This window comes from Caballeronia sp. DA-9 (assembly GCF_051615025.1).
In the GTDB taxonomy this organism is placed as follows: domain Bacteria; phylum Pseudomonadota; class Gammaproteobacteria; order Burkholderiales; family Burkholderiaceae; genus Caballeronia; species Caballeronia sordidicola.
Map to the genome: position 1 here is coordinate 416,670 of NZ_CP195131.1, position 12,037 is coordinate 428,706.

The following is a 12,037-nucleotide window of genomic DNA, read 5'->3' on the forward strand; positions in this document are numbered from 1 at the left end:
AGACGCGCTTTCGCATGTATTTTTGATGAAGCGCGGATTGGCAATGTGTGTCGAACGCCCATGCTGGACGCTCGAGGCGCTGAACCGGTGTTAATTTCGCGGCTGGCCACCAAATGAATTCGTTAGCCTGCGGAATTTGACCAGCGTCGGGATTGGAGGCGCCTCGTGCTTACTTTGCAAGAATGGGCTTCGTTGCCTGGTTTTTCCCGGCTTTCGATTTTGGCGCCGCACGCTGCGGCAATTCTGAAAGCCGCATGAGATGACGCAGCGCCATCATTGCGCCAATTGCTTCCAGCACGGCAGCGGGCACCCACATGATGAGTCCGCCAAGGCTTTGGTCGAGTGCTGCCGGAACCGACGTGAATGCGCGGCCGCACAGCGTGAAAATTGGGTACAGGTCGTGACTTGAGAAAGTGATGACCGCGCCGACCAGAATCTGGGGTGTCATGGTGATGACGGGGGACAGCACACGCAAGCCCGGCCGTGTACGGCTGGGCGGATGCGGACGATGATCGAGCAGCATCCACCAATAGAGCAATCCGCTTATGGCCACTGACCAGTTCATGAACGTATAGATGCGCCAGTCGAGCATTGCAACGAATTGGACCGATGGAATCAGCCAGAACACCACCGATACGACAAAGGCTACCGAAATGAAGGTAGGGTTCAGCACAAAGGCTGCAAAGAGACGCGCAGGACGGCGGTATTGCCAGCGCCGCAGCGCGCTGCGGCAACGCAAGGGCATTCCGGCCCTAAGCGCGCTGCCAGGGTAGGCGGCCATCAGGATCAGCGGCGCCAGGTGATGCAAAACGAGATGCTGGAGCCTGTGCACAAAGAATTCGTGCTCGGCGTAGTAATCGAGCCGCGTATGCAGCGCGATATAAAACATTACAAGGCCAGTCCAGAAAGCACCCTGACGGGTACGGCTGATCCGAATGCGGCGCGACCCGCGGGCAAAAAGCGCTGCCGTCACTGCGAACACGGCCACGAGCCCAAAAGAGGGTTCCCACGGCACGAGCAGATCGAATAGAGACATGGCAGCTTGAATTAAGTAAGGAAATCCGGGCGCGCCTGGATGCCTGTCCAGGCGACTCGCATGTTAGCAGTTGCGCGGATGGGGCGCTGGCGGCCGGGAATCTGAACTTGGACTCGCGGTACGCGTGGAGAAATGCGATTCAGATCGAGCACGAACGACTCGGCCTGGAAGCGCGGCCGGCTAGTCCATCGCCAAGGAAAGACGAGCCGGGGAGCGCATTGAAGTAATCGACGCAAGATTTGCTTTTGCTTAAGCGCGTCGATTTGCCGCTTGGTTTGGACGTTACCTTTCAAAATGGCTTCGGCATGTTACCGAAGCCAAATGAGCTTACTCAAGCTGTCGAGCGCGTTGCTGAAGCAATCCGCGCAGGGAATACGGCAGACAGCACAAGCGTCACAATAATATTGACCGCCAGCGCAAGCACGCCGATATAGACCGGATACGTAGTAGCGCCCAGGTGCAAAGCATAAATTGGCTTGAGGCCTTGCATGAATACCAGTGTGGTGCCAAGACCTATACCCGCCAGCCAGCCGATAAACAAGGCGGGCAGCTTGAGCCAGCGCGTATAGAGCGAAAATACGACCGCCGGGAACGTCTGCAGGATCCACACGCCGCCAAGCAATTGCAGGTCGATCGCAAACTGGGTCGGCAGAAAAATGATGAATATCAGCGCGCCCAGTTTGACCGCCAGCGACACAATCTTCGCATTGGTCGCTTCCTGCGCAGGCGTAATGTTCGGCTGTACCAGTGGCTTCCACAAATTACGCGTGAACAAATTGGCCGAACCAATCGACATGATCGCGGCAGGCACCAGCGCACTGATCGCGATTGCGGCTGCTGCAAAGCCCACGAACCACGACGGGAACAGCTTGAGGAACAGCGCCGGGACCACGTCTGTTGGTGAAGTGACTTTCACGCCGGCGGCAATCGCCATGTAGCCGAGGAGCGCAATCAGGCCGAGCAGCAGCGTATAGGCAGGCAAGGCGATCGCATTCTGCTTGATCGTTTTGGCGCTCTTGGAACTGAGCACGCCGGTGAGCGTGTGCGGATACATGAAGGCGGCCATTGCAGATCCAAACGCAAGCGACGCGTAAGCGGTGAACTGGCTTGCCTTGAGTGTGATGCCGGTCGTTCCACCCTTGGCCGTGAAGAAATGATCGGCCGCGTCGAATACGGATGCATAGCCTCCAAGCTTGCTTGGAATGAGCCAGATCGCTGCGATTACCACGATATAAATCATGATGTCCTTGACGAAGGCGATCATGGCGGGTGCGCGCAGGCCGCTTGCATACGTGTACACCGCGAGGATGATGAACGCGATCACCAGCGGCGTTTCGCCGGTCACGCCAAGGCTCTTGATCACCACTTGCATGCCGACCAGTTGCAACGCTATGTATGGCATTGTCGCAATGATGCCGGTCAGTGCAATGGCCGCGGCAAACCAGCGCCCGCCATAGATGCCCTGCACGAAGTCGGCGGCGGTAATGTGATTGTTCTTGTGGCAAGCCGCCCAGAGCCTGGGCATGACCGCGAACACGAACGGATACACGATGATCGTGTAGGGCAGCGCGAAGAAGCCATATGCGCCGACTGCGTAGACGAGCGCGGGCACCGCGATCACCGTGTACGCAGTGTAGAAGTCGCCGCCCACCAGGAACCATGAAATGACAGCGCCGAACTGGCGGCCGCCGAGGCCCCATTCGTGCAATTGAGTCAGGTCGCCTGCTTTCCAGCGTGCCGCAAAAAAGCCCAGCACCGTGACCAGTGCAAAGAATCCCAGGAATACAAGACCGGAGGTCCAGTCGAATGTCGTCGGCATTATCGGACCCACCTGTAAATGACGTACAAGATCAGCGACGTCAGCGGCACCCAGAGCAACTGGTACCAATAGAAAAAGGGAAATCCGGCGAATGACGGGCGCGCGTCGTTATAAAAGGGCAGCCACAATAGGGCGACGTAAGGAATCAACAGCAACAGCCTGCCGGCCGCGCGTTTTCCGGGGGAAGCGCTCTCTGAACTCATATCTATCTCCTGGGACCCGCTTCTTTTCGAACTGGAGCCGGAGTATTGGCGTAATTTCGCTCGCCGCCTTCCGTAGTAATACGTAGAGGCGCTAGCGACGCTAAAACCTGGGCTTGCAAGGCATATGCTAAGCCGATCTCCTAGACGTCAAGAGCGGAATCACCCTACGTAATACTACGCAGGCCGTGGGCATGCCAAAAGCCCTTGTCGTGGCGAAATGGCACAATTCGGGGCTGGACGGCGCCGTACGCCCAAACAAGTCCAGCATTCAGGCAGGAAAAATCAATGCGACTCTCTCTGCACGGGATGAAGCGAAAATGGCTGATTCTCGCCCTTTTGCCATTCATCGGAGCAATGGCCACGATTGCTATTGCCGTGGCTTTCCAGGCTCGCGCGCTGTCGAATTCGGAGCAGCGCGAAATTGCTGCGGCTTACCGCAGCAGCAAGGAAGTCGAACTCAAGAATTACGTTGCGCTTGCGGAAAGCGCGGTTGCGCCGCTCTACAATTCGGGCCGCGACGACGAAGCCACGCGCGCCCAGGCGCTGGCTATCCTGTCGAAGCTGGAGTTTGGCAGCGACGGCTATTTTTTCGTCTACGACCTGCAAGGCAATTTGCTGATGCATCCCCGGCTCGCGCAACTCGTTGGCACCAACCTGTGGTCAATGCACGATCCTCATGGGGCGCTTACCATTCAGTCGCTATTGGCCAAGGCGCGTAGCGGCGGCGGTCTTGTCGAATATCTGTGGGAGCGTCCTTCAACTCACAAAATGGAATCGAAGCTCGGTTACGTGGTTACGTTCGACCGATGGGGATGGATGGTCGGCACCGGAATCTATCTGGACGATGTCAATATGGCGCTGTCGCAAACCGGTCGTCAGGCTTCGTCGAATATTCGTCACACGCTGTTCCTGATCGGGTTGATCGGTGCGCTGGGAATGGGGTTTATTGGCGCGTGCGGCATAGCAATGAACGTCACCGATCACCGCAGCTCGGACGCGCAACTGAAGCTCATGGCGCGTCAGGTCGTGCAGTCGCAAGAGGCTGAACGGGGGCGCCTTTCTCGCGAACTGCATGACGGTATCAGCCAGATGCTCGTGTCCATCAAGTTGCTGCTTGAGTCCGCACTTGCGCTAAGGCCGGCCGACGCTGGCCGGGACGATCCAAGCGGACCGCCCATACAGAATGCATTGGCGCAGACTAACCGGACTCTTGCCGAAATCCGGCAGATCTCCCACGATCTGCGTCCGGCGATGCTCGATGATTTCGGCTTGGGCGCGGCGCTGCGGCAGCTAGCGCTCGAATTCAACGAAATGGGCAAGACACCGCATACGAACATCACGGTCAACGCGACGCAGAACGACGCGCATCCTTTACCCGATGCGGTGAACACAGCGCTATTTCGTGTCGCGCAGGAAGCGCTGACGAATATCCAGCGCCATGCGAACGCGGCCAACGCCCGGGTCACGCTGACCTGTACACCGGGGCAAGTGATCCTGACGATCGTGGATGACGGTATCGGCTTCGGTTCGGGCGCGGTCCAGTCGGACCCGCGGCAGGGTATTGGATTACGCAATATGCGCGAACGTGTCGAGTCTCTCAGCGGTACCTTCATGATCGAATCCAGACCCGGGTGGACTGGCGTGACAGCCGCGATCCCGGTGGAACTCACTTCAATCGCATTGAGCCACGCGAGCACATGACAGGCACTATCGACATCCTGCTGGTAGACGACCATCAACTCGTGCGCGACGGGTTGAGGCTGCGTCTCGATTCCATCGGCGGCTTCAGGGTGGTGGGCGAGGCGAGCAACATGCCGGACGCGCTCAGGGTGATCGAGCGTCTTGCGCCGCGTCTGGTGCTGACGGATCTCAGCATGAAAGGCGGCAGCGGCGTGGCGCTTGCGCGTGAAATAAGGCAACGCCATCCTGCAATGCATGTACTGGTTTTATCGATGCACAACAACGCCGAGTACATGGCCGAAGCGCGTGCGGCGGGCGCGAGCGGATACGTGCTCAAGGATGCACCGGCGACGGAAATCATCGCGGCCATCCATACCATTCTCAGCGGCGGAACCTATTTCAATGATCATCTCAAGCAGGTTGCCGCAGCGCCCGTCAAAGGACACGTGACGGATCGCGGACGCTATAGGCAGATCGAGAAACTCACGCCGCGCGAGCAGGAATTGCTGCGCGATCTTGCAAACGGCTTATCCAACAAGCAGATTGCGGTTCTGCACGGGCTTTCCGTCAGGACGGTCGAGACGCACCGAATGTCGATCAGGCGAAAACTTGACATTGAGGGTCAGGCGGAATTGATCAAGTTCGCAGTCGAATTCTTCAACGCCTGACCCGGCGGCTTTCGTCACGAAGGTAGACTTTCCCGGTCGCCGTCGATATATTTGCAAGGATATAACGGTGGAGCGTTCAGGTGTTGAATAGCGCACAAGAAGCTGTCGGCGAAAAATTCGTTCTCGAATCCATGCGTCATGCCCGCGACAGGACGTGGGATGTGGTGGAGCGCGTTGCCTCGAAAATCCAGCCCGGTATGCTCGAGTCGGAAGCGGTAGTCGAATGCAAGCGCGTTCTCCAGGACATGGAAATGGAGCGGATCTGGCATCCCATCCTGATCCGTTTTGGGGAAAACACGCTGCGAACATTCAAGCAGCCCTCCGAAGGCGATCCACGGCTTAAGAACGACGACATCTTCTTCATCGACCTTGGCGTGGTCTGGCAGGGCCATGAAGGGGATTCAGGGGCTACATTCGTTGTAGGCGCGGACGCCGAGATGCGCGCGTGCGCACAAGCAGCAAAGACTGTTTTCGACGAAGTCGAACACCATTGGCGTACAACCGGCGCGGGCGGCAAGGCGTTGTACGACTACGCGGCCGAACGCGCGCACGCGCTGGGATGGAAACTGAATCTGGATATCAAGGGACATCGCGTGAGCGATTTTCCGCACGCCATTTATAAGGCGGGCAAGCTCGGCGATTTCCAGCCGCACCCGGACGCCGGGCTGTGGATTCTCGAGATTCAGATTGCGCATCCAACGCGGCCTTTCGGCGCTTTCTACGAAGATCTGCTTGTCTAGCACGCGCGGGCGCAAAGGCGTGCGATGGATCTCGACGGATAAACAGCAAACCCAAGGAAAGCGATGTTCATTCGCCAGCTCGAGTATCTCGTCACGTTGGCAAGGGAGAAACATTTTGCGCGTGCGGCCGAGGCTTGCCACGTGTCCCAGCCCGCGCTGTCCTCGGCCATTCGCACCCTGGAAGCAGAGCTTGGCCTGGTGATTGTCGAGCGAACGCGGCGGTTCGTCGGGTTTACCGAAGACGGCGAACGGGTGCTCGGATGGGCAAAACAAACACTGGCGTCGCTTCAGAACATGCGGCACGACGCGTCCGCCGCGCAGGTGAAACTCATCGGCACACTGCGCATCGGGGCGATTCCGACCATCATGCCGGTGACCGCGCGCATGCTTGCGCCTTGCATGCGCGAGCATCCGGACATGCGCTTCGAGGTTCGCTCGTTAAGCTCCGACGCCATACTTCGCCAGCTTGACGAATATGAACTCGATGTCGGCCTGACCTATCTCGACGATCAGGTGCAAGCCGGTTTTAGCGTCCTGCCGCTTTATCTCGAACGCTATATGCTGCTGTCCCCTTCGCATGCCGGAAAGAATTCAAGCGCGCCTACGCAGCCGTGGAGCGATGTCAGCGAGTTGCCGCTTGGGCTGCTTACTTCGACAATGCAGAATCGTCAGGTGATCAATGCTGCGTTCCGGCGGGGAAACGTACAGCCTCGCGTCGTGCTCGAGACGGATTCACTGCTCTCTCTCTATGCTCATATCCAGCACGCCGGTTTATACAGCATATTTCCTCACAGTTTGCTAAGCGTGCTTCCCGTGGGTAACGCCGTGCGTGCGTCGCTCTTGCTGCCCGAACTGACCCGAGGCATTGGCCTGATTGCGCGCAACCGCAATACGCTGCCGCCCCTGGTCGCTGCCATGTGGCGCTCGGTCGAGCAACTCGACCTTCAGCGCGACTTCGACGCGCTAGTGCCGACTACTGTTCAAACAACCTGAGCCAAGCCTTTAAAGGCCTGCAGCGCACGTTTCGCGCGCGTTGATAACACGTGCTTATCACTTGATCCATCCAAACGATTGGACCAGCCCACGCGACTTCGCGACACTGCTCTTCGTCGACGTACCAACCTCATGTTCGACGAGGCGGCGCCTTACGCCAGAGGCGCCGGTGTTAATCAAATCAAAGTGGAGTGGAGACAATCATGGCCAAGGTTCTATGCGTTTTATACGATGATCCCGTTGACGGAATGCCGAAGAAGTACGCGCGGGATGACGTTCCCAATATCACGAAGTATCACGACGGCCAAACCGCACCCACGCCCAAGGCAATTGATTTCAAGCCGGGCGAATTGCTGGGCAGCGTGTCGGGCGAACTGGGCCTGCGCAAGTTCCTGGAATCGCAAGGTCACACACTCGTTGTCACGTCAGATAAAGACGGCCCGAATTCCACGTTCGAGCGTGAACTCGCCGACGCCGAAATCGTTATTTCACAACCGTTCTGGCCCGCATACCTGACGGCTGAGCGCATTGCAAAAGCGCCCAAGCTGAAGCTTGCACTGACCGCAGGCATTGGTTCGGATCACGTCGACCTGCAGGCTGCAATCGACCGTGGCATTACCGTTGCCGAAGTCACGTTCTGCAACAGCATCAGCGTGGCTGAGCACGTTGTAATGATGATCCTCTCGCAGGTTCGCAACTATCTGCCCTCGCATGAGTGGGTCAAGAAGGGCGGCTGGAACATCGCGGATTGCGTGTCGCGTGCATACGACCTGGAAGGCATGAACGTGGGTACAGTAGCGGCCGGGCGCATTGGTGCGGCTGTGTTGCGCCGCCTCAAGCCGTTCGACGTCAAGCTGCATTACACCGATCGCCATCGCTTGCCGGAGAACGTCGAGCGCGAGTTGGGCGCGACGTGGCATCCGACTGTCGAGTCCCTTGCTAAAGTCTGCGATATCGTCACCATCAACTGCCCGCTGCATCCGGAAACCGAGCATCTCTTCAACGAAGCGATGATCAACAAGATGAAGCGTGGTGCCTACATCATCAACACGGCACGCGGCAAGATCGTGGATCGGGACGCCATTGTTCGTGCGCTGGAAAGCGGTCAACTGGCGGGTTATGCGGGCGACGTCTGGTTCCCGCAACCGGCGCCGAGCGATCATCCGTGGCGCACCATGCCGCATCAGGGCATGACGCCGCATACGTCGGGCACGACGCTTTCCGCACAGGCGCGTTATGCGGCTGGTACGCGCGAGATTCTCGAATGCTGGTTCGCCAACGAGCCGATTCGCGACGAATATCTGATCGTCGATGGCGGCCGTCTCGCCGGCGTGGGCGCCCACTCGTACAGCGCAGGCAATGCGACGAAGGGCTCTGAAGAAGCGGCCCGTTACAAGAAGGCATAACGTTACCGGCACGCCGGCCTCCATGGCGGCGTGCCAGATTGCAAGGACGTTAGACCTTATGAACGAGCGGATTGCAAGAGCGGCGCCAGCCGTCGCTCCAACTCACTTCAAACAGGCACTATTTGGTTTTCTGGGCGGGACGTGCGCAATAGGATTGCTTGCATGGCTGGGGCATGTAACGAGCAGTCCTTTGGTGATCGCGCCATTCGGTGCGTCGAGCGTGCTGCTTTTTGGCGCGCCCGATAGCGCCTTTGCCCAGCCGCGCAATCTCGTCTTCGGCCATTTGCTTTCCGCCGCGGTCGGGCTTGCCATGTTCTGGCTGGCGGGACCGGGGATCTGGCAGATGGCGCTGGCTGTTGGACTCGCTATCGGGCTCATGCAGCTTGGACGCTGCATCCATCCTCCAGCCGGAGCTGATCCGCTTGTGATCATGTTGAGCGGCAATGCATCGGCGGGATTTTTTTTCGTGCCGGTGTTGGCGGGGGTTTGCGTGCTGCTGGTCATTGCGCTGGTCTTCAATAACTTCGTGCGCGGCCACCGATGGCCTCATAAGTGGTCGTAACTCAACCGAGTTGTATTTGATCAATGACGGCAGCGGCGCTGCCGTCATTCCAGAACATTCGAAGTAATCTATTCCTCGAACCTGTTTCCCTGATTGCGCAATATGCGCAGCGCGCTGTCCAGATGTGCGCGTGCGCTTTCCGCGTCGCTCAGGCGCATCTGCTCGTAGGCATGCTGCGCCACTTCATGCGGTATGGGTTTGAGCGGGCGATTGCTTGCCATGGCCTTTAGTTGTACCTCCGCCGCGCGCTCCAGATAATAGAGATCGTCCCATGCTTCTGCGATGCTCGCGCCGCCCACCATCACGCCATGATTCTTGAGGAAAAGCACATCGGCATCACCCATTGCAGAAGCAATGCGGTCCCCTTCCGACGTGTCCAATGCCAGACCGTTGTAATGCTCGTCGACGGCGGTACGGCCATAGAACTTGAGCGCGGTTTGACCGAGCCAAAGCAGCGGCGGCCCTTCCAGCAAACACAGTGCAGTCGCGTTCGGCATATGGGTATGGAATGCCGCCTTCAGACGCGGTTTTGATCGATGCAGGCGCGCGTGGATAAAAAACGCCGTTGCTTCGGGCTTGCCTTCGCCGTCGATCACATGTCCTTCGAAATCACAAACGAGAAGGCGCGACGCCGTCATTTCCGCGAACGCATAACCGTAGGGATTGACGAAGAACAGGTCGTCGTGTCCTGGTACGCCCGCCGAAAAATGATTGCAGACGCCCTCCTCGAATCCACGCTGAGCGGCGAGCTGGAAACATGCCGCCAGTTCGATGCGCGCCCGCATGATCGCGTCGGAATCGAGCCGTATTGGTTTGGACGATTCGCTTGATGCACCGACTGAAAGCGTGTGAGCCATGATGGTTGCCGTGGAGTTTCAGTGTATTGAGTATAGCGAAGAGAAACGGATGGCTTAGGGCACTAATGCTCGCGCATGGTGTTCAACCATTTACGCCCCAACGCCTTTCTCAACCAGATAATCGATCAACACCCGCACCTTGGGCGGCAAAAACCTGTTCGGCGGATAAAGCAACCAGACCGCGCCCACATAGGCCTGCGCCGCCAGCGTCCAGTCATCGAGCACCTGCACCAGTTCACCCCGCGACAACGAATCCTCAGCAGTAAACTCAGGCAGGTTTGCAATGCCAAAGTCTTGCAGCGCAGCCTCAAGCCTCGCCCCCGCGTGATTCGCTATATAACGCCCGTGGACCTCCACGGTCGCTGCCTCCGAACCGCGGCGGAATCGCCAGCGATTGTCATCGGCGGTTTCGCCCAGGTACAGGCAGTCATGCTGCGCCAGATCGCGAGGATGCAGCGGTTTGCCACGAGCCTTCAAGTAAGCCGGCGATGCACATAACACCCAGCGAACCGAGCCCAGCCGCCGTCCCGCCAAACCCGGCGGCGGATGTTCCGTCAACCGGATAACAAGGTCGATGTCGTCATGAAGCGGATCGACCTCATGATCCGCGTAAAGCAACTGCAGATCGACATCTGCATACGTGTGCAAAAATTCGGGCACTAACGGATGCATCACGGTCTTTGCAAAAGCGGTCGGCGCACTAAGACTGACCTTGCCTTGCGGCCGCCCGGCAAGTGAGCCCGCCGCATCCACTGCGCCCGAAGCAGCGCTCAGCATGTCGCGGCAGTATCGAACCACCTGTTCGCCTGACTCGGTGACCCGCACCTTGCGCGTAGAGCGCTCCAGTAGTCGCGTTGCCAATGCTTCTTCGAGGCGCTTGATCTGGCGGCTCACGGTCGAAGGCGTACTGCCAAGCTGGCGCGCCGCCACCGAAAAATTACCGGAATCGACAACGCGCGCAAATACAGCCATATCCGGAAGCAACGCAAAGAGTTCTGTAGGGTTCATCGGTGGTCGCCAGTGGCGTTGTGAAACGCGCGGAGTTGGACGCCTGATTAATGCATGTACGACACAAAAGCTGTGCGTCCGGACCCGATTATCGCCTTAAGCGCAACGCTCGACAATACGGACTCTTTCATAGAGGTCCGCCATGCCTAAGCAAGACCGCTTGTTATTGCTATCCGATTTGATGCTGCTATTGGTCGCCGTGGTATGGGGCACGAGCTACGGCGTCGTCAAGAATGCACTCGTGTTTTATCCGGTGTTGGGCTTGCTGACATTGCGGTTTGGCATGACGTTTGTCGTGTTGTCGCCGGCATTGCGCCATTTGCGTCACGCTAATGCGCGGACTTTGCGCGGCGTGTTGATAGCGGGCATGTTGTTGCTCGGAATTTTTCTTTGTGAAACTTTTGGCGTGCTGCTTACGCGCGCGGCTAACGCCGCGTTCCTGATCAGCCTGTGCGTCGTGCTGACACCGCTGGTGGAGTGGTTCCTGCTCAAGCGCAAGCCGGGTCGCGTGGAATGGGGCGCGGTTGCGCTCTCGCTATTGGGCGCGTGGTTGCTGGCGGATGACGGCAAGTTCGTCTTCAATCCCGGCGACGCGCTGATACTGGCGGCCGCGTTCCTGCGTGCACTCAATGTGTGCGTGACCAAGCGTGTCATGGGCGATTCCGCGTTGCCGCCATTGTCCGTGACAGCCGTGCAATCTGGCGTGGTCGCATTTGGTAGCGCCGCCGTGGCCCTCGTTTTCGCGCCAGGGCAATGGCAACACATCCCTGCTTTGGCGGACCATATACCGTTCTGGATCAGCGTGTTTTATCTGGTGCTTGCGTGCACGCTATTCGCGTTCTTCGCCCAGAACTATGCGATCAAGCGCAGCAGTCCCACCCGCGTTGCATTGTTGATGGGCAGCGAGCCCGCATTCGGCGCGTTGTTCGCGTGGCTCTGGCTTGGCGAAAGAATTTCAGTCATGGCGTGGGTTGGCGGTGGCTTGATCGTCGTGGCGTCAATGCTCGCGACAGTACGCTGGGGCAAGACCGCACCTGTCGAGCTATCCGTGGGAAGCGCTTGATC

The 12,037-nt window shown here is 58.4% G+C and carries 12 protein-coding genes; 7 read left to right on the forward strand and 5 right to left on the reverse strand.

What is annotated here, in order from left to right; genetic code table 11:
• Positions 1 to 169 precede the first annotated feature (169 nt).
• The 3 genes from ACRWA7_RS01875 to ACRWA7_RS01885 all read right to left on the reverse strand — a co-directional run bounded on the left by ACRWA7_RS01875 (position 170) and on the right by ACRWA7_RS01885 (position 3,058).
• Positions 170 to 1,036: a cytochrome c oxidase assembly protein gene (locus tag ACRWA7_RS01875; RefSeq protein ID WP_060856385.1), complete on the reverse strand. Its 867-nt coding sequence runs from the start codon at positions 1,034 to 1,036 to the stop codon at positions 170 to 172.
• A 331-nt stretch (positions 1,037 to 1,367) separates the two neighbouring features.
• Complete coding sequence (gene mctP / locus ACRWA7_RS01880) at positions 1,368 to 2,855, reverse strand: monocarboxylate uptake permease MctP (RefSeq protein ID WP_060856384.1); 1,488 nt, start codon at positions 2,853 to 2,855, stop codon at positions 1,368 to 1,370.
• Positions 2,855 to 3,058 carry a DUF3311 domain-containing protein gene (locus tag ACRWA7_RS01885; protein ID WP_060856383.1) on the reverse strand — a complete coding sequence of 68 codons (204 nt, stop codon included), beginning with the start codon at positions 3,056 to 3,058 and terminating at the stop codon, positions 2,855 to 2,857. The genes mctP and ACRWA7_RS01885 overlap by 1 nt, the downstream gene beginning before the upstream one ends.
• A gap of 285 nt (positions 3,059 to 3,343) precedes the next feature.
• Here ACRWA7_RS01885 and ACRWA7_RS01890 point away from each other — a divergent pair, with 285 nt between their 5' ends.
• The 6 genes from ACRWA7_RS01890 (at position 3,344) to ACRWA7_RS01915 (ending at position 9,107) form a co-directional block, all read left to right on the forward strand.
• Positions 3,344 to 4,759, forward strand: coding sequence for a cache domain-containing protein (locus ACRWA7_RS01890; protein WP_060856382.1), 1,416 nt, complete (start codon positions 3,344 to 3,346; stop codon positions 4,757 to 4,759).
• Positions 4,756 to 5,406, forward strand: a complete 651-nt coding sequence (locus tag ACRWA7_RS01895; RefSeq protein ID WP_438390819.1) for a response regulator — start codon at positions 4,756 to 4,758, stop codon at positions 5,404 to 5,406. Before ACRWA7_RS01890 ends, ACRWA7_RS01895 begins: the two co-directional genes overlap by 4 nt.
• An 80-nt stretch (positions 5,407 to 5,486) precedes the next feature.
• Positions 5,487 to 6,146: a M24 family metallopeptidase gene (locus ACRWA7_RS01900; RefSeq protein ID WP_438390821.1), complete on the forward strand. Its 660-nt coding sequence runs from the start codon at positions 5,487 to 5,489 to the stop codon at positions 6,144 to 6,146.
• Between the two features lie 63 nt (positions 6,147 to 6,209).
• The gene (locus ACRWA7_RS01905; RefSeq protein WP_438390822.1) at positions 6,210 to 7,139 is read left to right on the forward strand and encodes a LysR family transcriptional regulator; all 930 of its coding nucleotides are present in this window, start codon (positions 6,210 to 6,212) and stop codon (positions 7,137 to 7,139) included.
• A 203-nt stretch (positions 7,140 to 7,342) separates the two neighbouring features.
• Positions 7,343 to 8,545: an NAD-dependent formate dehydrogenase gene (locus ACRWA7_RS01910; protein ID WP_060856379.1), complete on the forward strand. Its 1,203-nt coding sequence runs from the start codon at positions 7,343 to 7,345 to the stop codon at positions 8,543 to 8,545.
• A gap of 58 nt (positions 8,546 to 8,603) precedes the next feature.
• Entirely contained in the window at positions 8,604 to 9,107 is a 504-nt protein-coding gene (locus tag ACRWA7_RS01915; RefSeq protein ID WP_438390823.1) for an HPP family protein, read from the forward strand.
• Between the two features lie 68 nt (positions 9,108 to 9,175).
• Here the strand turns inward: ACRWA7_RS01915 and ACRWA7_RS01920 are convergent, their stop codons facing one another.
• Entirely contained in the window at positions 9,176 to 9,964 is a 789-nt protein-coding gene (locus ACRWA7_RS01920; RefSeq protein WP_438390824.1) for an aldolase, read from the reverse strand.
• A 90-nt stretch (positions 9,965 to 10,054) separates the two neighbouring features.
• Complete coding sequence (locus ACRWA7_RS01925) at positions 10,055 to 10,972, reverse strand: LysR family transcriptional regulator (protein ID WP_438390825.1); 918 nt, start codon at positions 10,970 to 10,972, stop codon at positions 10,055 to 10,057.
• 142 nt (positions 10,973 to 11,114) lie between these two features.
• On the opposite strand from ACRWA7_RS01925, the gene ACRWA7_RS01930 reads away from it, so the two are divergent.
• On the forward strand, positions 11,115 to 12,035 hold the full coding sequence (locus tag ACRWA7_RS01930) for a DMT family transporter (protein ID WP_438390826.1): 921 nt from the start codon (positions 11,115 to 11,117) through the stop codon (positions 12,033 to 12,035).
• Positions 12,036 to 12,037 lie beyond the last annotated feature (2 nt).